Origin of the sequence: Bacillus cereus group sp. BfR-BA-01408, assembly GCF_022663305.1 — a bacterium.
Lineage (GTDB): Bacteria > Bacillota > Bacilli > Bacillales > Bacillaceae_G > Bacillus_A > Bacillus_A pacificus.
The window spans coordinates 25702-47352 of sequence record NZ_JAKUFF010000016.1; the positions used below are offsets into that span (position 1 = coordinate 25702).

Here is a 21651-nt window from a genome sequence, read left to right on the forward strand (position 1 = left end):
ATATCACATTTTCATATCATTGACTATTTCAAGTTTAATCCCTTCTTATATAATATTGGCTTTTCCTTCTTCCCTTTTTTCCCTGTTAATAAAGAGCCTACTAATAAGAAGGTCGGAATTGACGATAAACCTCCAATTAACAACCAATCTCTCGCTTGTATTGGCATCGTGCTAAAAATCGGTTGTAACGGTGGATAATATATAACGACTAGCATGAGTAGTAATGAAATGATAACCGCTCCTACTAAATACACATTTCCAAACGGATTGCGGTGGAAAACAGAATGCTCACTTCGGCAATCAAATACATGAATCAGCTGAGCAAGTACCAATGTTGCAAACGCTACAGTTTGTGCATATTTCAGTTCATTTGGATGTTGATTATACGCAATAATAAATGCTACTAGCGTCACTGCCCCAATTAGAAAGCCACGACTTATAATTTTCCAGGCAAGCCCTCTAGCAAATACCCCTTCTTTCGGATGACGCGGCGTTCTCTTCATCACGTCTCCCTCGGCCTTATCCAAACCTAACGCCATCGCCGGTAAACCGTCAGTAACTAAATTCACCCATAAAATTTGAATTGGAACCATCGGCAGCGGTAGTGCAAGTAACATTGCAAATAACATGACCAAAATTTCTCCAACGTTCGATGCTAATAAATAACGAATAAACTTACGTATGTTCTCGTATATATTTCTACCTTCTTTAATTGCTGATTTTATCGTAGCGAAATTATCGTCCAGCAATACGAGAGAAGAAGCTTCTTTTGCAACATCTGTCCCTGTAATTCCCATCGCTATCCCAATATCCGCAGTTTTTATAGCCGGAGCATCGTTTACTCCATCACCTGTCATCGCCACTATATGTCCTTTATTTTGCAACGCCTTAACAATTTTTAATTTATGTTCTGGTGATACACGAGCAAATACATACGTATCTTCTACAACATTTTCTAATTCTTCTACATCCATAGTTGCGAGTTCTACCCCTTCAACAACGCGTCCACCTGGTGGTAAAATGCTTAATTGTTCTGCAATCGCCATTGCAGTCACTTTATGATCACCTGTAATCATCACCGTTCGAATACCAGCTTCTCTGCACTCTTTTACTGCCTGCTCTACTTCTGGTCTTGGCGGATCAATCATTCCTTGTATTCCAACTAACATAAAATCTTTTTCAACGTCTCTTTCATGTTCAATTGAGTCTGTTACTTTTAAAGGCTTAAAAGCAACTGCAATTGTTCGAAGTGCTTGACTACCTAAGCTATGAATAGCCGCCTGTACTTCTTTTCTATACAACTCACTTAATGGTTGCTGCTTATCCCCCCATAAAATCGTTTGACTCATTTGCAGAAGGACATCTGGTGCTCCCTTCGTAACGACAAACTTTTTACCCTCTCGATCTCGTACAATAACACTCATCATTTTTCGAGTTGAATCAAACGGAAATTCACGGATAATTTCAAATTTCCCTTTCAGCGCCTCACGCGTTATCCCCGCTTTCATTGCTACAGCTACAAGCGCTCCCTCAGTTGGATCTCCATCTAATACATACGCCTTTTTCTTTTGAATAATATTTGCGTTATTGCATAACGAACCAAATGTAAGTAGTTGATAAAGTGATTTCGTCTTAGCTGGATTAATTTCTTTTTCACCTTTCATAAACGAGCCATTAGGTTCATATCCTTGGCCTGTCACTTTCCACAACTCTCCACCTGACCACATATGTGTTACCATCATTTTGTTTTGCGTCATCGTTCCTGTTTTATCAGAGCATATAACAGAAGCGCAACCTAACGTTTCTACTGCTGGTAACTTTCTTACAATTGCTCTCTTTTTTATCATACGCTGTACACCAAGTGATAAGGCTACTGTAACAATTGCTGGCAATCCTTCTGGAATAGCAGCAACAGCTAGCGACACACCCGCTAAAAACATATGATACACTTCATTCCCTTGATACACACCAGCTAACACGACAAGCGCTGTCAAAACAAGAGCCACAATAATTAATATTTTTCCGAGTTGCTCTAATCTTCTTTGCAGTGGTGTTTCCATCTGCTCTGCATTTTGTAACATATTTGCAATTTGTCCCATCGCTGTATTCATACCCGTTGCTACAACGACTCCTGTTCCAGACCCTCGTGTAATCATCGTACCCATAAAAGCCATATTTTTTTGATCACCAATTGAAACATCTTGCCCTTGCAATGCTTCTACTTTCTTCTGCACGGGTACTGACTCTCCTGTCAAAGCCGATTCTTCAATATATAAACTCGACGCCTCAACAAGACGTACATCAGCTCCAACACGATCGCCACTAGAAAATTTAATAATATCACCTAAAACGAGTGCTTTAGACGGTACCTTTACCCACTTTCCATTTCGCAGTACAGTTACTTGCGGGGCGGCTAGCTCTTTTAAAGCTTCCAATGACTTTTCAGCCTTTCTTTCTTGAAAAAATCCGAGAATACCATTGATAATAACAATTGCCACAATCGCAATAGAATCAATGTATTCCCCTAAAAAAGCCGAAACGATTGTTGCACCAAACAAAACAAGCACCATAAAATCTTTAAATTGCGCCAAAAATACCATTAGTGCAGAAGGCCTTTTCGCTTCATCTAGTTCATTTGTACCAAATTTTTTTATTCGCCCTTCTGCTTCTTTCTCTGTAAGTCCAACCTTCACATTTGTATTCGTTCTTTCTTCCACTTCATGTGCACGCATTCCATACCAGTTCATCCTGCTATCGACCTCCTGATTCCAGACATACTCTATTGAAAGCTTATTCAGCCTCGTCCAAAAAAATGCTATAATTAACTTTTAGTTAGAAAGGAGCTAAATACAGTTATATAAAATATAGACCAAAAGAATTTACTGAAATAATCAATATGCCTATAAGAACTTTGCAGAGATGGGATAACAAGAGTGTATTGCCTACTTACCGAAACCCTAAAGGAAGAAGATATTATACAGATAAACATTATAAAGACTATATGGGGATTCAAGAAGAAAATACCGGAGGATGAAGATTTATGAAAAGAGCATATCTAATAGAAATCCATCCGACAAAAGAACAAATAATCCAAATAAACCAGACGATTGGTGTGTGTAGATATGTTTACAACCTGTATATCTCTAAAAACAATGAGCTGTATGAAGCCGAAGGAAAGTTTCTAAGTGGGTATGACTTTTCTAAATGGTTGAATAATGTCTATACAAAAGAATGTGACCAGTGGATAAAAGGAGTATCAAGTAAAGCTGTAAAACAAGCGATTATGAATGGAGATAAAGCTTTCAAACGATTTTTTAAGGGTTTATCTAAATTCCCACGATATAAGAAAAAGAAGAAGCAAGATTTGAAGTGCTATTTTCCTAAAAACAACAAAACAGATTGGACAGTAGAAAGGCATAGAATAAAAATCCCCACAATTGGTTGGGTAAGGTTAAAAGAATATGGATATATCCCTAAAAATGCAACTGTAAAAAGTGGCACAGTGTATCAAAGAGCAGGAAGATATTTTGTATCTGTACTTTGTGAAAGAGAAGAAGTAAGGGTAAAACCAATACTTAATAACATAGGTCTAGGGATTGATTTAGGGGTGAAGGATTTCGCTACACGTAGCGATGGTATCGTTCACGAAAACATCAACAAAACAATAAAAGTAAAAAAGATGGAAAAACGGTTAAAACGTGAACAACGCTCTTTAGCGCAAAAATATGAAAATCTAAAAAAGAGAGGTGAAAAATCTGTTACTAATAAAAGAGCGAATATAAACAAAAATATTCTTAGAGTGCAAAAACTACACGCTCGATTAGCGAATATTCGACTAGAGTATGTAAAGTCTATTGTAACGAATGTGGTGAAAACCAAGCCAACGTTTATTACAGTGGAAGATTTGAATGTGAAAGATATGCTGAAGAATAAACATCTATCTAAAACAATTGCCAAGCAGTCCTTTTATGCTTTTAAAATGTGGCTTTTGATGAAATGTGAGGAATATGGAATTGAATTACGTCAAGTAGACCGGTTTTATCCATCGTCAAAGTTGTGCTCATGTTGCGGTCAAAAGAAAGAGGATTTAAAGCTATCTGACCGGTTATATACATGTGAATGTGGCAATGTAATGGATAGAGATTTGAACGCAGCTTTCAATCTTTTACAAACAAAAGAATATACAATACTAACGTAAATAGATTGTATATATGTACGGTGGGCTACATCGGAATTTACGCCTGTGGAGTGTTACAGCAAACTGTAGTAGCGAGTAATTGGCGAGACAGGACACGTAGAAGCAGGAATACTCTAAGAATATACATTTGTCTATATTTTTAGTAGCAGTGTTCATTTATGGCATTCGATGGATTATTTACAAGAGCGATTACACATGAAATTGCAAATTCTCTTTACACGGGAAGAATTTCAAAAATATATCAACCTTCAAAATACGAGATTTTATTACATATTCGAGCAAACGGAAAAAATCAAAAACTGATTCTTTCCGCTCATCCGACATATGCACGTTTACACTTAACAAATCAAAATTATGATTCACCTGCACTTCCACCAATGTTCTGTATGCTTCTTCGTAAGCATTTAGAAGGTGGATTTATTGAAAAAATTGAACAAATTGATTTAGAGCGTATTATTCAAATTACCGTTCGTAGCAGAAATGAAATTGGTGATGAATCGCTAAAAACATTAGTAATTGAAATTATGGGACGACATAGTAACATCATTTTAGTAGATACAAAAACAAACAATATTTTAGATAGCTTAAAACACGTTTCCTTAGCAGTAAACCGACATCGAACTGTATATGCTGGAGCTGAATATATTGCACCACCAGCACAACATAAAATTAACCCACTTCAGATCGAAACAAAGGATGAATTTATTAGACCGCTAGACTTTCTATCTGGAAACATGGATAAACAGCTAGTCGGAACCTTTACCGGAATATCACCATTATTCGCAAAAGAAGTAGTGAAAAAAGCAGGTATGGTAAATGAAAAAGCATTAGCTGACGCATTTTTCTCCATACAAAAACCATTATTAACTCATACATATTCACCAACAATGACTACTTCAAATGGGAAAGAATTCTTTTATCTTTTCCCTCTTGCGCACTTAGCTGGAGAAGACAAGACATTCTCATCTGTTAGTGAATTGCTAGACCGTTTCTTTTTTGGAAAAGCAGAGCGTGACCGTGTAAAACAACAAGCTCATGATTTAGAGCGCTTTATGCAAAACGAAAAAAATAAAAATGAGAAAAAACTCATTAAACTAGAAAAAACATTACAAGATGCTGGAAAAGCAGATAAATATCAACTATTTGGCGAACTACTTACAGCCAATATGTACGCTTTGAAAAAAGGCGATAAAGATATTGAAGTCGTTAACTATTATGATGAAAATGGCGGAACTGTAAAGATCGCATTAGATCCTTTAAAAACGCCATCTGAAAATGCACAACGCTATTTCCAAAAGTACCAAAAAGCGAAAAATTCAGTTGTTGTTGTAGAAGAACAAATCGAAAAAACAAAGGAAGAAATTCTTTATTTTGATAGCTTACTTCAACAAATGGAAGCTGCTTCTTCAAAAGATATTGAAGAAATTCGTGAGGAATTAGCTGAAGAAGGTTATATGCGCAATCGTAAAACGAAAAACGGAAAGAAAAAGCCCACTAAACCAGTATTAGATAAATATGTAGCAAGTGATGGCACAGAGATTTTCGTCGGTAAAAACAATAAGCAAAATGATTATTTAACAACGAAATTTGCCCGTCGTGATGAAATTTGGTTACATACGAAAGACATACCTGGTTCTCACGTTGTCATTCGTTCTTTAGAACCTGCTGAAGAAACTTTACTAGAAGCTGCCAAAATTGCTGCTTATTACAGTAAAGCAAAAGAGTCTAGTTCTGTACCTGTTGATTTCACCAAAATACGCCATGTGAAAAAACCGAGTGGTGCAAAACTTGGTTTTGTTACGTACGACAATCAGCAAACCGTATATGTTACACCGGATGCTGATACTGTAATGAAATTAAAAGCTTAAATATAAAAATGCGTTGCTCATAAGCAACGCATTTTTATATTCGTTCCAACTAGTTCATATACCCATTCACTAATTCATAACATCTTTCTTTTGTCATCTTGTATTTCTCCTCTGAAGCATCTATACGTCTCATCGTCCCGTTATTTGTATCAGTACCAATTGCTTTAACCTTACTTTCCTTTTCTTTAACCCACGCAATTTGTTTCGTTTTTAATGACTGAAATGCATCAGGGGACATCGTATTTTTTAATGTACTGTAAATTTCATTTAGTTTATTATCCCACAGTTCATAATTTCCTTCTATTTCATTTACTATGTCATTTGTTGACATGACATTTGTATGTTTTTCTTGGTTTTCTAGAGCCGCTAACTCATTTAAAACCTTACTTTTACCTACTGCTGACGAAGTTTCTTTTTTAGTCTGCTTCTCTTCTTTAGAAGTAGCATGCGTACTCATGTTATTTTCCTTAATGTTTTCGTGTTCTTGACTACTATTTTCTTTCGCTTCTTTTTCCTGCTTTTGCTCATCTAAATTATATGTAATAACCGATGTTTTTGCATCCACAGCTATTGATCTAGTATTTTCTTTAAAAATATATTTTTTGTCACCACTGTTTTCTTCTTTAACAAAATCGACATTCTTAAAGCCTCGAATTTTCAGAAACTCACTAGCTTCTTCCTTCGTAAGTTTTAAATCTCTCGGTGTATGCGATGACCATTTATCCATTAACCATTTTCCATCTTTATAAACGAAAATAAACTCCCATATCTCTGCTTCATTTCCCATATCATTTGAAGGTATAATCGTTTCAATCGTTAAATTTTTATCTTTCTGTGTATACGTTAATCTCATTTCTGGTTCAATATTAATAGGGAATGGCAACATATCTGTCTCTCTAGATCTATTAAATGTTTCAAGCGAATTAGGAAGCTGGTTCTCTACAAATTTTTCTGTAACTAATCCCTTAACTCCTTTTTTCGCTGTCGCCAAATCTCCAGGGTTATTTCGACTCCATCCATTTTCTTTTTCCATCTCACTAAATGCATTTGCTATTGCATCTACACTCTTTCTTACAATCTTTTTCGCTTCTTTTTCTGTCACTTCCGGCGCTTCATCAAGCTGTTCAATCGTTTCATTTGCTTGAGCTTTGATTTCACTTTTTTCACACCCTGTTACAACTAGCATACTAGCAGCGAAGCAAAATGACATGACTTTACTTAATTTCTTCATATACTCACATTCCTTATTCCTATTTATTCGTTACGCACCTTTATCTACAAGAACACATAACGACCTCTTATTATACCAATTATCACCATTTATTTATACAAAAAATATAATATTAGAATTGAAAGATTATAATATGCAAGTTTACATTACTGTATAAATTTTTTACATCCTCATTTTATATTTGTCTAGTTTTTTTGACACAAAACTCCCTCTTCTCTTTTATTGTCAATAAGTATATTGGCACAATTTTTGCTTTATTAAATATAAAAAGGAGGCATTAAAATGAATATAAGAATAACTAATATCCAAAAACAACTACATAAGTATGGAATTGACGGGTTACTTATTACAAAAAAAGAAAATCGTCAATATGCAACAGGCTTTACAGGTAGTGCTGGCGTCGTCTTAATCTCTGCGGATCAAGCTGTTTTCATAACAGATTTCCGCTATGTAGATCAAGCAAAATCACAAATACAAGATGCTGAAATTGTTATGCATAAAGGAAATTTAGAAAAAGAGATTGCACATCAAGTATCGAAATTAAACATTCAAAAACTTGGAATTGAAGAAAACAACATGACATTGCAACAATATAAAAACTTGCAAAAATACGTACATACGGAAATGATTCAAGTGTGCGAAATTATCGAAAGTATTCGTATCATTAAAGACACGCCTGAAATAGAAACAATGAAAATTGCAGCTCATATTGCGGACGAAGCATTTCACCACATTCTTACGTTTCTAAAACCGGGAATAAGTGAAAATGATGTACGAGATGAGTTAGAATTTTTCATGCGAAAAAAAGGAGCTACATCTTCATCATTTCAAATTATTGTAGCTTCTGGTGTTCGTTCTTCTCTTCCTCATGGCGTTGCATCAAATAAAATAATCGAGCGGAGCGACATCGTTACATTAGATTTCGGTGCACTTTACGACGGATACTGTTCCGATATAACACGTACTGTAGCAATCGGGGAACCATCAGAAGAATTTAAAAAGATATACAATATTGTACGAGAAGCATTAAAACGCGGGACTGAAGCGATTAAACCTGGAGAAACTGCAAAACGTATCGATGATATAACGAGAAACTACATTACTGAGCATGGATACGGTCAATATTTTGGACATTCTACTGGTCATGGTCTTGGATTAGAAATTCATGAACCTCTCCGCCTATCCCAAGAAAGTAAGGCTACTTTAGAAGAGGGTATGGTCGTTACAGTTGAACCAGGTATTTACATACCTAACTGGGGCGGTTGTAGAATTGAAGATGATATTGTCATTACAAAAGACGGATATGAAGTTATTACAAAATCAAATAGAGAACTAATTGTAATCCCTTGTTAATATTTTGAAATTTTCAACAGGATTTTTTCTCTGCACATAGAATGCCTTCTCTGGAGTATTCGTTTAAAGAGGGGGAATTGTAATTGAACTTTGTAATAGATAAAATCGATGGTTTACATCCTGAATTTTCCAAACTAGTTTCCATGATGAATTACGCTCGCTATACAACAATGCAAGCGGTGGAAGATTTAACAATGGAAGAACTTGATTATTTATATAATGAGGAAGCAAATTCAATCGGCATGCTATTATATCACATGGCTGCTGTTGAATTTTATTACCAGATTCATACTTTTGAAGACCGCGAACCAACGGAGGCCGAACTAGAAAGATGGTTACCTGGCCTCGAGTTAGAAGCTCTTGGACGTGAGAAAATAAAAGGAAACTCTATAGAATTTTATATTGATACATTACAAGAAGTACGTTCCAAAACAATTGAAACATTCCAATCGTTACCTGATGAATGGCTGTTTAAAACGACAGACTTTTGGTATGACAAACAAGCAAATAACTATTTTAAGTGGTTTCACGTATTTGAAGATGAAATCAATCATCGCGGACAAATTCGTTTAATTAAAAAGATGCAAAAAGCTCATTCAATAAAATGAGAAAGTGCCACCGAATAAGGTGGCACTTTTTTTATTCATTAGCAAATAACTTTTCATTTACTTTTTTAGCGACTAGCGCTACCACTATTAAAACACACATTAAATATAGTAATTTTGCAATAAATAACCAGCCTTGAAACATTACAATCCCATCTATTATTTCATTTCCCTTCAGTAACAAAAATGGAATCGTGCTAATTATAATAACAAACTCGATGCTGAAAATAATTTTCTTTTTTCGGCTGTATGCTTTCCACTCGTCCCAGCGATACATAGGAGCAAAAACCAACACCCCTATACATAATATAACTGGCACCCATGCACTGTTAAGAAATTGTCCTGAAATAACTGATAATAGCAAACAAACGAGCACACCATAATACCCAATTTTCTCTCTCATTCATACTCCACCATTCTACTTTTCCTTTAATATGTAACTTGTTATCCTTATAACAATTCTTAGAAAAACAACAACTACAATGACAATATAAAGCCCCTTCGCAGAAGACATCCACTCTTGAAAAATAGACATTTTTTCCATTTGCTTCTGCCCTTCAATTAAAATAAATCCTACGAAAAATGAGCAAACAACAATGGTACCTATCATAATTCCGATATTTTTCTTACTATATTGTTTCATATCATCCCAGTTATATAACAGTACAAAAACAAATCCGAAAACAGGTATAATACTGATCCATTCATTGTTTGTAAACAAGTTTAAAATGATTAATAGACTACAAGATATAACGAATCCCCAAAATCCAATTTTTTTGTGCATAAGCCCTCCTTTAATTCCATTTTTAGGATTAATTGTATTGTAACATCCATTTATCATTCTTACCATTACAGTACATGAAATTTTACTTTTTCTTTTTCCTATACTCACATACTTTCACCGCTTTCATACAATAAACTACACGAATGCCTAAAGGATGTGAATGTTATGGGAGTTGAATTAACGCTATTACACGCTCTCTATGTTATTTGTTTACTCACCATTATTACCTTTTTTATTTTCCGAAAGGATACGACGATTATTTGTATCGTTTTTATCTTTTTATTAGCATTAACAGCTACAAGTTCTATCCCTCTTGCCATTAGCGGTATTTTTCAAAGTTTCATTTACGCTATTACTGAACTTTTACCAACTATATTAATCATTTCCATTATCGTATCAATGAGCAATCTACTCGTTCATACCGGCATAAATGATACGATGATTTCACCATTTACAAAGATGATTCGTACCCCTACCCTCGCCTACTGGATTATCGGCCTTTTAATGATGACAATTTCTTTCTTCTTTTGGCCTTCTCCAGCTGTCGCCTTAATGGGGGCTATTTTATTACCCGTCGCTGTACGCGTTGGCCTTCCGCCAATTGGAGTTGCCATCGCTATGAACTTATTCGGACACGGCATCGCCTTATCTGGTGACTTCGTTATTCAAGGTGCACCAAAATTAACAGCGGACGCTGCTGGTCTTCCTGTTTCTAGCGTTGTTTCTGCCAGTGTTCCTCTCGTAATTGTTATGGGCATTGTGACAACTTCCGTCGCATTTTTCTTCTTACGAAAAGAATTTCATACAGGATTATCTTCTATACAAGAATCTATTCCATCAACTGCGTCTTCTAAAACGCTCACTTCATTATCTCCTCAGACAAAAAAATGGCTCGCTATTTGTATTCCGATCATATATGCCATCGATATCCTTTGCATGATTCAATTTAAACTACAAGGAAGCGACGCAACTGCACTTATCGGTGGGACCACTGTTATTATGATTATCATCATTTCTCTCATCGCTTACAAAGGAAATGGACTAAATAAAACGACCGATTATTTTATAGAAGGGCTCCAATTTGGCTTTAAAATCTTTGGTCCAGTTATTCCAATTGCTGCACTCTTTTATTTAGGAGATAGCGGTTTTGTAAAAATTATCGGAGACTATTTACCGAAAGGTTCACACGGAATCATTAACGACTTAGGAATCGCTTTGTCTCAAACTGTTCCTTTAAATCAATATGTATCGGCAGGGACATTAACTATCGTTGGTGTCATTACCGGCTTAGATGGATCTGGCTTTTCTGGTATATCACTTGCTGGTTCCATTGCCAATCTTTTCGGAACAGCACTTGGCCATGGAACAGCTACATTAACAGCACTCGGGCAAATTGCAGCTATATGGACCGGGGGCGGGACGTTAATTCCTTGGGCACTTATTCCTGCCGCTGCGATTTGTAAAGTCGATCCATTTGAACTTGCACGTCGAAACTTTTTACCAGTTGGGATTGGCTTAATTGTCACCACGATCGTTGCGATATTTATTCTATAGCGTAAGCAAGTTTTCTTTTGCTTACGCTTTTTGCTTGTAAAATTCATCATGAATTATCAGTTTTCAAGAGGGATTCGTTATTACTTAGCGAAATTATATTAGGAGAGTAATTATTTCAAAACGTTTACGAGAAACAGATTACTTCCATTAGAAAAGGGGACATAACTATGAATGAATTGATTTTCGTCTTATTAATTTGTCCATTACTTATCTTTATCATTTCTATTGTTGGAACCTGCAAGACAAAAACGTATTACGTCATGCCGATTGTAACGTTTGCTAGTTTTTTAATAATAGGTGTTATCGCCTTTACTCCGAAGTTTTTCTTTTGGGTTGGCATGTATAGCATCTTCTCATTTATTGTTTCTTATATGACGCTATTGTTTGTGAGAGGGTATGAAGTTGTGGAAAACGCTAAATAGTTGCTAGCAAGGGGATCGTCATATGATTTTCTTTAATATTGATGGAACTTTACATTGAATTTATATAAAAAAGACGACCGCGTTCCCCCGCAGTCGTCTTTTTTCGTGTTACGCTGTGATCCAAGCTTCGTTAGCTGGATCTTTACGCCACTCTTGTAATTTTTTCGTTTCAGCTTGTCCGATCATACCTTTTTCTGCTGCAACTTCAGTTAATGCACTGTAGTCGCTTAAAGAATATGATGCTACGTTAGCTGCTTCTAGTTTTTCTTTTCCTGCTTCAAGCTCGTATGTGAAGATTGATACGATTCCTAATACTTCACAGCCAGCTTCGCGAAGTGCTTCTACACATGTAATTGCACTACCGCCAGTTGAAATTAAGTCTTCTACTACTACTACTTTTTGACCTTTTTCAGCTTTTCCTTCAATTTGGTTCCCTTTACCGTGACCTTTTGCTTTACTACGTACGTAGCACATTGGTAAATCCATACGATCGCTTACCCATGCAGCGTGCGCAATACCAGCAGTTGCTGTTCCTGCAATAACTTCTACAGTTGGGAAGTGCTCTTTAATTAACTCTTCTAATCCAGCTGCAATTGCTTGACGTACTTTCGGATAAGATAAAGTTAAACGGTTATCACAATAAATTGGTGATTTCATACCTGAAGACCATGTGAATGGATCATTCGGTTGTAAAAATACTGCTCCAATTTCTAATAAATGCGATGCGATTTCTTTTTTCATACTGTTACACCTTCCCACTGTTGTTTTACTGTTTTATACGCTTCAAGCGGATTTTCTGCTTTTGTAATACTACGTCCAACTACGATATAGCTTGAGCCAAGTTCCCTCGCACGTTTCGGTGTTGCTACGCGCACCTGGTCATTTACATCATCGCTCGCAAGACGAATCCCCGGTGTTACTGTTACAAATTCATTTCCGCATACTTCACGTAGTTTTGGAACTTCAAGCGTTGAGCAAACAACGCCATCAAGTCCACTTTCTTTCGTTAGTTTTGCATAATGAGCAACCGCTTCTTCTAACGTTTTCTCAATGCCGATCTCTTTTTTCATCATAGCTTCCGAAGTGCTTGTTAGTTGTGTAACTGCAATACAAATCGGTCTCTCTTTTCCTTCTTGCTTACCTTCCTCTAATCCCTCAATCGCAGCTTTCATCATACTGCTTCCCCCAGCAGCATGAACATTTACCATATCAACATCTAGACTAGCTAGGCTACGCATAGCGCTTTTTACTGTATTTGGAATATCATGAAGTTTTAAATCTAGAAAAATCTTATGTCCTTTTTCTTTTAAGTACGTAATAATTGCAGGGCCTTCTTTGTAAAATAACTCCATACCAACTTTGACAAATAACTCTTCCCCTTCAAAGTGGCGCAAGAATTGTTCTACATCTTGTTTCCCTGGAAAATCTAGTGCAACGATTAACGACTGTGACATGTTTGCTTCCAGCTCCTTCCTTGACATTCCGAAATGTGATCAAATCCTAATTCATCTAGTAATGCTGGTAACTCTTCAATAATTGTCGGACATACGAACGGATCGATAAAGTTCGCTGTACCTACTGCAACTGCGCTTGCGCCAGCGTAGAAGAATTCGATTACATCTTCCGCTGTTTCAATGCCACCCATTCCGATAATTGGAATGTTAACCGCTTGGCTTACTTCATGTACCATACGAATTGCTACTGGCTTAATCGCAGGACCTGATAATCCGCCTGTACGGTTTGCTAAAATTGGTTTAGCTGTTTTTAAATCTAGACGCATACCAAGCAATGTATTAATCATCGTTAAACCATCTGCACCTGCATTTTCAATCGCTTTTGCAATTTCCACAATGTTTGCCACGTTCGGTGACAACTTCACGTATACAGGTACTTCAGAAACCTCTTTTACTCGCTTCGTTAAATCAGCAGCAATTTCAGGATTTGTACCAAAGGCGATACCACCTGTTTTTACGTTTGGACAAGAAATATTTAATTCCAGTGCATGGACATTAGGCGCTTTAGAAATTTCCTTTGCAACCGCTACGTAATCCTCAGCTTGTGAACCTGCAACGTTTGCAATGATTGGAAGGTCAAATTGTTCTAACCATGGTAATTCAGAATTCATTACTTTTTCTAATCCTGGGTTTTGAAGTCCGATTGCATTTAACATGCCGCCCGGTGTTTCAGCAACACGAGGCGTAGGATTTCCATAGCGTGGTTGTTCTGTCGTCGCTTTAATCATGATTGATCCTAGTACACTTAAATCGTAAAACTGTGCATATTCACGACCAAACCCAAAGCATCCAGATGCTGGTATAATTGGATTTTTTAATGATAATCCCGGTAATTCAACTTGCAATCTGTTCATAGTACAACCTCCCCGATTGGAAATACTGGTCCGTCGCTACACACCTTCTTGTAAGAATGTCCACTTGGATCTTCTTGTAAGTGGCATACACATGCGAAACAAGCTCCAATACCACAGCCCATACGTTCTTCTAATGAAATATAGGCTTTTTTCTCTTTGTAACGTCCTTCTAATGCACGAAGCATCGCTAACGGACCACATGAATAAAGAATATCAAAGTCAATTCCGTAATGATCAATTACATCTGTGACAAATCCTTTTGTACCGTGTGTACCGTCTACTGTCGCAACGTACGTATCACCAAGTTCTGCAAATTTTTCTTCATAGAAAACTACATCTTTCGTTTGAAAACCTAAGATGTGAATCACACGTACACCTTTTGCAACGAGGCGCTGTGATAATTCATAAAGTGGTGGTACACCAATCCCCCCGCCTACTAGTAAAGCTGTTTGACCAGCTTCTGCTTCTTCTACAGGAAAACCGTGTCCTAATGGTCCTAATACATCTACCATTTCACCTTGTTTTCTAGTTGCTAATGTTTTTGTCCCTTGTCCTTCCGCACGATATAGCATTGTAAATTCGTTCTTCTCTTGATCTACATTACAAATACTAATTGGGCGGCGCAGAAGGGGCGCAATGCCCTCTGCTACCTTAATGTGTACAAACTGCCCTGGTTCGTTCATTTGCTGTACTAAAGTTCCTTGAAGCACTAATTCGTAAATGTTCTTTGCGATTTCTTTTTGATTAACGACGATCATATTTTGCTTTTGCATCATGCATGTACCACCTCGTGACGCTTTGTTTGCGTAATTTCTTTCATTGAATGAGCTGAGAATGTCATAGATTCTAATACTCGTAAGATTGCTCTCGTTGTATCAAGTGATGTTAAGCAAGCTACACCATTTTCTACTGATTCACGGCGAATGCGGAAACCATCACGCGCTGGTTGTTTGCCTTTTGTTAATGTATTGATTACAAACTGTGCTTTTCCTTGGCGGATAATATCTAGTAAGTTGTAGTCCTCAGAATCAATTTTGTTTACAACTTGTACTGGGATATTTTGCTCTGTTAACGATTGTGCTGTTCCAGCTGTTGCTAATAAGTTATAGCCGATTTCATGGAAACGTTTTGCAATTTCCATCGCCTCTTCTTTATCTTTATCCGCTACAGTAATGATTACTGATCCGTGCGTTGGGATGTTAATTCCAGAAGCAACTAATCCTTTATATAATGCTTTTTCAAGCGTTAAATCTTTACCCATTACTTCCCCTGTTGATTTCATTTCAGGTCCTAATGTTGTATCCACTGAGCGTAATTTCGCGAATGAGAATACCGGAGCTTTTACATATACTTCTTTCTCTTCTGGGTGATAACCCGTTCCGTATCCTTGCTCTACTAGGTCTTGCCCTAGAATAACTTTCGTTGCAACGTTTGCCATTGGTACACCTGTAATTTTACTTAAGAATGGTACTGTACGGCTCGCACGTGGATTTACTTCAATTACGTACACTTGATTTTCGAATACGACAAACTGGATATTTAGTAATCCAACAATGTTTAATCCTTTTCCAAGTGCAATTGTATGTTCAATAATTTGTTCTTTTAATTTTTCAGATAAGCTTTGTGGTGGATATACTCCAATTGAGTCACCAGAGTGAACTCCAGCGCGTTCAATATGTTCCATAATACCTGGAATGAATACATTCTCACCGTCTGAAATTGCATCTACTTCAATTTCTTTACCGACCATGTAACGGTCGATTAATACTGGGTGATCTGCGTGAACTTTAACTGCATTTTTCATGTAGTGCAGTAGTTCTTCTTGACGATATACGATTTCCATCGCACGTCCACCTAGTACGTAAGATGGTCTTACTAACACTGGGTAACCAATTTCTTCTGCGATTGCTACCGCTTGTTCTACAGTCGTTGCTGTTTTACCAACTGGTTGTGGGATACCAAGTTTTGTTAAAGCAGCTTCGAATTTATCACGATCTTCTGCACGGTCTAAGTCTTCAAGTGATGTTCCTAAAATCTTCACACCATGTTCTTCTAATTTCGCCGCTAAGTTAATCGCCGTTTGTCCACCAAACTGAACGATAACACCTTCTGGCTTTTCTAAATCGATGATGTGCATTACATCTTCAATCGTTAATGGTTCAAAGTATAATTTGTCAGAAATACTGAAGTCTGTTGAAACAGTTTCTGGGTTATTGTTAATGATAATCGCTTCATATCCAGCTTCTTTAATTGCCCATACTGAGTGAACTGTTGCATAGTCAAACTCAACACCTTGACCAATGCGGATCGGACCAGATCCTAGAACTACTACACTCTTACGATCTGTTACAATTGATTCGTTCTCCTCAGCGTATGTGCTGTAGTAATACGGTGTTGCAGATTCAAACTCTGCCGCACAAGTATCTACCATTTTGAATACTGGCGTCATATTATTTTCTTTACGCATATCGTAAATTTCGCGCTCCGTTTTGTTCCAAGCTGCTGCGATGTAGTGATCGCTGAAGCCCATTTCTTTTGCGGTTTGTAGTACTTCCATATTTCCTACATTCGCTTTTACTTCGCGTTCCATATTTACGATATTTTCAACTTTTTGTAAGAAGAAGAAGTCCATTTCACACCATTCGTTAATCTCTTCTTTCGTTACACCTTGACGAATTGCTTCTGCTACGATAAACAGTCGCTCATCATCTGCTTTAATAATGCGTTTTTTCATTGTTTCTTTATCAAGTTCTTTTAAGTGGTCTAATTCTAAGTGATAAATGCCAAGCTCTAAAGAACGAACCGCTTTTAATAATGATTCTTCTAAGTTACGTCCGATTGACATAACCTCACCAGTTGCTTTCATCTGCGTTCCAAGTGTTCTGTTCGCTGATTCAAACTTATCAAATGGCCAGCGTGGAATTTTTGAAACAACATAGTCTAATGCTGGCTCGAAGCAAGCGTAAGTTTTTTGTGTTACTGGGTTTACGATTTCATCTAATGTTAAGCCGACTGCAATTTTCGCTGCTAATTTCGCAATTGGATATCCAGTTGCTTTAGATGCTAATGCAGATGAACGACTTACACGTGGGTTTACTTCGATTACATAGTATTGGAAGCTATATGGATCTAGTGCAAGCTGAACGTTACATCCACCTTCAATTCCTAGTGCACGAATAATTCGTAATGAAGTATTACGTAACATTTGGTATTCACGGTCGCTTAGCGTTTGGCTCGGTGCTACAACGATAGAATCACCTGTATGAACACCAACTGGATCGATGTTTTCCATGTTACATACTACAATCGCGTTATCATTTGAATCACGCATTACTTCATATTCAATTTCTTTACAACCAGCAATACTTTTCTCTAATAAACATTGTGTTACTGGGCTATGTTTTAAACCACTTGTTACGATTTCAATTAACTCTTCTTCGTTATGGCAAATTCCGCCGCCCGTTCCGCCTAATGTGAATGCTGGACGAACGATTACTGGATAACCAATTTCGTTTACAAAGCTATATGCTTCATCAAGGTTATGAATGATTTCACTTGGTGGTGTTGGTTCATTTAAATCTTGCATTAATGTACGGAATAAATCACGATCTTCCGCTTGCTCGATTGCTGACAATTTTGTTCCTAAAATTTCAACTCCGCACTCTTCAAGTACGCCTGATTTTGCAAGTTCAACAGCCATGTTTAAACCTGTTTGACCACCTAATGTTGGTAAGATTGCATCTGGACGTTCTTTACGAATGATTCGGCTTACGAATTCTAATGTTAAAGGCTCAATGTATACTTTATCTGCTGTTGCAGTATCGGTCATAATTGTTGCTGGGTTAGAGTTAACAAGGATTACTTTGTAACCTTCCTCTTTAAGAGATTGACAAGCTTGTGTACCAGAGTAGTCAAACTCCGCTGCTTGCCCAATTACAATTGGTCCTGATCCGATTACTAAAATTGTGTTAATGTCTAGGCGTTTTGGCATAACTCTTCCCCTTCTTTCTTGAAGTTTTCAATCATTGTTAAGAAATCTTCGAATAAATCATTTGCATCTTCTGGTCCCGCTGAAGCTTCTGGATGGTATTGTACTGTAAATGCTGGGAACTTCTTATGACGAAGACCTTCTACTGTGCCATCATTTAAAGCAACATGTGTAATTTCAAGTTCTGTATTTTCAACTGATTCTTCTTCTACTGCGTAACCATGGTTTTGAGATGTAATTGCTACTTTTCCAGTTGCAAGATTTTTTACTGGATGGTTTAACCCACGGTGGCCGAATTTTAACTTACTTGTATTCGCACCAGATGCTAGAGCGAACAATTGATGTCCTAGACAAATTCCGAATAAAGGAACTTTACCGATAATGTCTTTTAACATTTCAATTGCTTCTGGTACATCTTTTGGATCCCCAGGTCCGTTACTTAGCATAATCCCATCTGGGCTAAGGCGTAAAATTTCTTCAGCTGTTGTATTGTAAGGAACTACAATCACATCGCAATCACGTTTATTTAATTCTCTTAAAATACCATGTTTCATACCGAAGTCTACTAGTACAACGCGATGTCCGCGGCCTGGGCTTGGGTATGGATCTTTCGTTGATACGCGTTTCACATGATCTGTAAATACTGTCGCTTTTAATTGGCTCACGATGTATTCTACATCTGCATCCATATTACAAAGGCGTCCGCGTAATGTACCGTATTGACGAATTTTTCTCGTTAATTTTCTCGTATCAATCCCTGCTAATCCTGGGATGTTTCTTTCTTTTAAGTAGTCATTTAACGAAATTTCATTACGGAAGTTTGATGGGTGATCACAAATTTCGTTTACGATTAAACCATTTACAGATGGGTGAATCGATTCAAAATCGTCACGGTTGATGCCGTAGTTTCCGATTAATGGGTACGTGAATGTTACAATTTGACCGCAATATGATGGATCAGATAATGTTTCTTGATATCCAGTCATTCCTGTTGTAAATACAACCTCACCTGACTTTTCGATTTCTCCTCCGAAACCTGTTCCAATTAATACTGTTCCATCTTCTAAGATAAGTTGTCTTTTCATACTAATGCACTCTCCTTTTGCCATGCGATCTTACCACCAACGATTGTCATTACCGGCCATCCTTGGCATTTCCAACCTGCGAATGGTGTATTTTTTCCTTTTGATAAGAATGTTGTTGGGTCAATCTCTTCTTCTTGTTCTAAATCAATAATTGTAATATCAGCTGCTCTACCTTCTTTCAGGCGACCTGCTTCTAAGCCGAATGTATCAGCTGGCTTTTCTGTTAAGAATTGAATTAATTGTTCTAATGTAATAATTCCTTTTTTCACAAGGTTTGTGTATAAAAGCGGGAATGCTGTTTCAAAACCAGTAATTCCGAATGGTGCTCTTTCAATTCCTTGTGCTTTCTCTTCTGCTGTATGCGGTGCATGATCAGTTGCGATCATATCGATTGTTCCATCTAATAAACCTTCAATTAATGCTGCGTGATCTTCTTTTCCACGAAGCGGTGGGTTCATTTTAAAGTTAGGGTCAGCTGATGGGATATCATCTTCACATAACACTAGGTGATGAGGTGTTACTTCTGCTGTTACTTTAATTCCAGCGCGCTTTGCATCACGGATTACACGTACAGAGCCTTTCGTACTTACGTGACATACGTGATAGTGACAATCTGCCGCTTCAGCAAGCAGTATATCCCTTGCAATATGTACAGATTCACATACTGATGGGATACCGTTTAATCCGTGTTTCTCAGAAAACTTCCCTTCATGTACACAACCTTTATTAATAAGAGTATTCTCTTCACAGTGCGCAACTACTGCCATATTTAATTTCGCTGCACGTTTCATAGCAGCTAACATCATGCTAGCATCTTGTACGCCTACACCGTCATCAGTGAAAGCAAATGCTCCAAGTTCTTTTAACGTTTCGAAATCTGTCATTTCAGAACCCGCTTGACGTACTGTAATTGCTCCATATGGTAATACGTTAACATGCGCTTTTTCTTTAATACGATTTTGTAAGTCTTCCATATGTTCTCTGCAATCTGGTACTGGGCGTGTATTTGGCATTGCACAAATTGTAGTGAATCCACCTTTTGCCGCTGCTAGTGTACCTGTTTCAATTGTTTCTTTATGTTCACCACCTGGTTCACGAAGGTGTACGTGTACATCTACTAATCCAGGTGCAATTAACTTTCCGTTCACATCGATTACTTCAGCATTATCTGCCGTAATATTTTCTGCTACCTTAGCGATTTTACCGTCTTGTACGAGAAGATCCGTTGCTACGATTTTTCCTTCTTCATTCATATAACGACCATTTTTAAACAAGTAATTCATGTTTCATTCCTCCTAATACATTTGGTAAGGCGCGTTTTAGTACAGCCATTCTTACGTAAACTCCATTTTCCATTTGTTTAAATATGCGTGAACGCTCACACTCAACAAGTTCACTTGCAATTTCAACATCTCGGTTTACAGGAGCTGGATGCATAATAATGCTTCCTTCTTTCATACGCTGTTCTCTTTCCACTGTTAATCCGTGTTTCTCATGATACTCTTTCATAATGTCTGTTTCATAATGATCATGACGCTCATGTTGTACACGAAGTAACATCATTACATCCACTTCTGGAACAAGCTCATCTAATGGTTTGTATGTTCCAAATGTGTTGTCTTCATCTTTCCACTCTTCTGGACTTGCGAAGTAAATTGTTGCACCCAGTTTCGTTAATGCTTCTGCATTCGAACGTGCTACTCGGCTATGACGAACATCTCCTACTATCGCAATCTTCAATCCTTCAAATCTTCCAAACTCTTGTTTAATGGTAAGAAGGTCGAGTAAGCACTGCGTTGGGTGGTTCCCACATCCATCTCCAGCGTTTAAGATTGGAATATTCACCTGATCTTTTAGTTCATCGAAGTAGCGATCTTGCTCGTGGCGGATGACCACTGCTTTTGTTCCGATTGATTCTAGTGTTCTTATCGTATCGTATAATGTTTCTCCTTTTTGTACGCTAGATGCATCAGCTGAAAAGTTTAAAACATCAAGTCCTAATCTCTTCTCAGCAACTTCAAAGCTAAATCTTGTTCTCGTACTATTCTCAAAGAACAAGTTCGCAACAAAAGTTTGCTCTGTCGTTTTGCTTTCTTTCCCATTCGCAAAATCTTCTGCGTCTTTTAGGATTTCTGAAATTTCTACTTCGGATAATTCACTCATCGTTAACAAATGGCTCATCGTCATCCCTCATC

The 21651-nt window shown here is 37.2% G+C and carries 19 protein-coding genes; 7 read left to right on the forward strand and 12 right to left on the reverse strand.

The features are described 5' to 3' along the window. Positions 1-23 precede the first annotated feature (23 nt). Positions 24-2747, reverse strand: coding sequence for a calcium-translocating P-type ATPase, SERCA-type (locus MR083_RS10060; protein ID WP_242269129.1), 2724 nt, complete (start codon positions 2745-2747; stop codon positions 24-26). 110 nt (positions 2748-2857) lie between these two features. Between MR083_RS10060 and MR083_RS10065 the strand changes: the two genes are divergently transcribed. From MR083_RS10065 to MR083_RS10075, 3 genes are all read left to right on the forward strand, one after another. Then, positions 2858-3034 carry a MerR family transcriptional regulator gene (locus MR083_RS10065; RefSeq protein ID WP_225990156.1) on the forward strand — a complete coding sequence of 59 codons (177 nt, stop codon included), beginning with the start codon at positions 2858-2860 and terminating at the stop codon, positions 3032-3034. A 6-nt stretch (positions 3035-3040) separates the two neighbouring features. Next, positions 3041-4198, forward strand: a complete 1158-nt coding sequence (locus MR083_RS10070) for an RNA-guided endonuclease InsQ/TnpB family protein (RefSeq protein WP_000817273.1) — start codon at positions 3041-3043, stop codon at positions 4196-4198. 158 nt (positions 4199-4356) lie between these two features. After that, entirely contained in the window at positions 4357-6066 is a 1710-nt protein-coding gene (locus tag MR083_RS10075) for an Rqc2 family fibronectin-binding protein (RefSeq protein ID WP_000863251.1), read from the forward strand. Positions 6067-6115: 49 nt separating this feature from the next. Here the strand turns inward: MR083_RS10075 and MR083_RS10080 are convergent, their stop codons facing one another. Further along, positions 6116-7297, reverse strand: coding sequence for a lysozyme inhibitor LprI family protein (locus tag MR083_RS10080; protein ID WP_073530830.1), 1182 nt, complete (start codon positions 7295-7297; stop codon positions 6116-6118). A 282-nt stretch (positions 7298-7579) separates the two neighbouring features. Here MR083_RS10080 and MR083_RS10085 point away from each other — a divergent pair, with 282 nt between their 5' ends. Further along, positions 7580-8650, forward strand: a complete 1071-nt coding sequence (locus MR083_RS10085) for a M24 family metallopeptidase (RefSeq protein WP_001026203.1) — start codon at positions 7580-7582, stop codon at positions 8648-8650. Between the two features lie 83 nt (positions 8651-8733). After that, positions 8734-9258, forward strand: a complete 525-nt coding sequence (locus MR083_RS10090) for a DinB family protein (protein WP_001012019.1) — start codon at positions 8734-8736, stop codon at positions 9256-9258. Positions 9259-9289: 31 nt separating this feature from the next. Here the strand turns inward: MR083_RS10090 and MR083_RS10095 are convergent, their stop codons facing one another. Both MR083_RS10095 and MR083_RS10100 read right to left on the reverse strand, forming a co-directional pair. Then, positions 9290-9658: a YoqO family protein gene (locus MR083_RS10095; protein WP_001208269.1), complete on the reverse strand. Its 369-nt coding sequence runs from the start codon at positions 9656-9658 to the stop codon at positions 9290-9292. 15 nt (positions 9659-9673) lie between these two features. Further along, positions 9674-10105: a YoqO family protein gene (locus tag MR083_RS10100; protein WP_170932381.1), complete on the reverse strand. Its 432-nt coding sequence runs from the start codon at positions 10103-10105 to the stop codon at positions 9674-9676. A gap of 99 nt (positions 10106-10204) precedes the next feature. Between MR083_RS10100 and MR083_RS10105 the strand changes: the two genes are divergently transcribed. After that, entirely contained in the window at positions 10205-11593 is a 1389-nt protein-coding gene (locus MR083_RS10105; RefSeq protein WP_000537896.1) for a membrane protein, read from the forward strand. 167 nt (positions 11594-11760) lie between these two features. Continuing rightward, complete coding sequence (locus MR083_RS10110) at positions 11761-12015, forward strand: YbeF family protein (protein WP_001003925.1); 255 nt, start codon at positions 11761-11763, stop codon at positions 12013-12015. Between the two features lie 108 nt (positions 12016-12123). Here the strand turns inward: MR083_RS10110 and pyrE are convergent, their stop codons facing one another. The 8 genes from pyrE to pyrB are packed head-to-tail and all read right to left on the reverse strand — an operon-like array spanning position 12124 to position 21637. Further along, entirely contained in the window at positions 12124-12756 is a 633-nt protein-coding gene (gene pyrE / locus MR083_RS10115; RefSeq protein WP_000711446.1) for an orotate phosphoribosyltransferase, read from the reverse strand. Then, the gene (pyrF, locus tag MR083_RS10120; RefSeq protein WP_000083496.1) at positions 12753-13469 is read right to left on the reverse strand and encodes an orotidine-5'-phosphate decarboxylase; all 717 of its coding nucleotides are present in this window, start codon (positions 13467-13469) and stop codon (positions 12753-12755) included. The genes pyrE and pyrF overlap by 4 nt, the downstream gene beginning before the upstream one ends. Further along, entirely contained in the window at positions 13454-14383 is a 930-nt protein-coding gene (pyrD, locus tag MR083_RS10125; protein ID WP_001081057.1) for a dihydroorotate oxidase B catalytic subunit, read from the reverse strand. Before pyrD ends, pyrF begins: the two co-directional genes overlap by 16 nt. Further along, on the reverse strand, positions 14380-15159 hold the full coding sequence (gene pyrK / locus MR083_RS10130) for a dihydroorotate oxidase B electron transfer subunit (RefSeq protein WP_000983358.1): 780 nt from the start codon (positions 15157-15159) through the stop codon (positions 14380-14382). The genes pyrD and pyrK overlap by 4 nt, the downstream gene beginning before the upstream one ends. Continuing rightward, positions 15156-18374 carry a carbamoyl-phosphate synthase large subunit gene (carB, locus tag MR083_RS10135; protein WP_001126114.1) on the reverse strand — a complete coding sequence of 1073 codons (3219 nt, stop codon included), beginning with the start codon at positions 18372-18374 and terminating at the stop codon, positions 15156-15158. The genes pyrK and carB overlap by 4 nt, the downstream gene beginning before the upstream one ends. Continuing rightward, complete coding sequence (locus tag MR083_RS10140) at positions 18359-19456, reverse strand: carbamoyl phosphate synthase small subunit (RefSeq protein WP_000828682.1); 1098 nt, start codon at positions 19454-19456, stop codon at positions 18359-18361. The genes carB and MR083_RS10140 overlap by 16 nt, the downstream gene beginning before the upstream one ends. Continuing rightward, positions 19453-20739 carry a dihydroorotase gene (pyrC, locus tag MR083_RS10145; RefSeq protein WP_001108372.1) on the reverse strand — a complete coding sequence of 429 codons (1287 nt, stop codon included), beginning with the start codon at positions 20737-20739 and terminating at the stop codon, positions 19453-19455. The genes MR083_RS10140 and pyrC overlap by 4 nt, the downstream gene beginning before the upstream one ends. Next, on the reverse strand, positions 20723-21637 hold the full coding sequence (gene pyrB / locus MR083_RS10150; protein ID WP_000018853.1) for an aspartate carbamoyltransferase: 915 nt from the start codon (positions 21635-21637) through the stop codon (positions 20723-20725). The genes pyrC and pyrB overlap by 17 nt, the downstream gene beginning before the upstream one ends. Between the last annotated feature and the right edge of the window lie 14 nt (positions 21638-21651).

What these genes read in the sequence shown, in the direction of transcription:
- MR083_RS10060 (WP_242269129.1), bottom strand. Translation starts at nt 2,747, where the DNA reads ATGAACTGGTATGGAATGCGTGCACATGAAGTGGAAGAAAGAACGAAT.
- MR083_RS10070 (WP_000817273.1), top strand. Translation starts at nt 3,041, where the DNA reads ATGAAAAGAGCATATCTAATAGAAATCCATCCGACAAAAGAACAAATA.
- MR083_RS10075 (WP_000863251.1), top strand. Translation starts at nt 4,357, where the DNA reads ATGGCATTCGATGGATTATTTACAAGAGCGATTACACATGAAATTGCA.
- MR083_RS10080 (WP_073530830.1), bottom strand. Translation starts at nt 7,297, where the DNA reads ATGAAGAAATTAAGTAAAGTCATGTCATTTTGCTTCGCTGCTAGTATG.
- MR083_RS10085 (WP_001026203.1), top strand. Translation starts at nt 7,580, where the DNA reads ATGAATATAAGAATAACTAATATCCAAAAACAACTACATAAGTATGGA.
- MR083_RS10095 (WP_001208269.1), bottom strand. Translation starts at nt 9,658, where the DNA reads ATGAGAGAGAAAATTGGGTATTATGGTGTGCTCGTTTGTTTGCTATTA.
- MR083_RS10100 (WP_170932381.1), bottom strand. Translation starts at nt 10,105, where the DNA reads ATGGTAAGAATGATAAATGGATGTTACAATACAATTAATCCTAAAAAT.
- MR083_RS10105 (WP_000537896.1), top strand. Translation starts at nt 10,205, where the DNA reads ATGGGAGTTGAATTAACGCTATTACACGCTCTCTATGTTATTTGTTTA.
- MR083_RS10110 (WP_001003925.1), top strand. Translation starts at nt 11,761, where the DNA reads ATGAATGAATTGATTTTCGTCTTATTAATTTGTCCATTACTTATCTTT.
- pyrE (WP_000711446.1), bottom strand. Translation starts at nt 12,756, where the DNA reads ATGAAAAAAGAAATCGCATCGCATTTATTAGAAATTGGAGCAGTATTT.
- pyrF (WP_000083496.1), bottom strand. Translation starts at nt 13,469, where the DNA reads ATGTCACAGTCGTTAATCGTTGCACTAGATTTTCCAGGGAAACAAGAT.
- pyrD (WP_001081057.1), bottom strand. Translation starts at nt 14,383, where the DNA reads ATGAACAGATTGCAAGTTGAATTACCGGGATTATCATTAAAAAATCCA.
- pyrK (WP_000983358.1), bottom strand. Translation starts at nt 15,159, where the DNA reads ATGATGCAAAAGCAAAATATGATCGTCGTTAATCAAAAAGAAATCGCA.
- carB (WP_001126114.1), bottom strand. Translation starts at nt 18,374, where the DNA reads ATGCCAAAACGCCTAGACATTAACACAATTTTAGTAATCGGATCAGGA.
- MR083_RS10140 (WP_000828682.1), bottom strand. Translation starts at nt 19,456, where the DNA reads ATGAAAAGACAACTTATCTTAGAAGATGGAACAGTATTAATTGGAACA.
- pyrC (WP_001108372.1), bottom strand. Translation starts at nt 20,739, where the DNA reads ATGAATTACTTGTTTAAAAATGGTCGTTATATGAATGAAGAAGGAAAA.
- pyrB (WP_000018853.1), bottom strand. Translation starts at nt 21,637, where the DNA reads ATGAGCCATTTGTTAACGATGAGTGAATTATCCGAAGTAGAAATTTCA.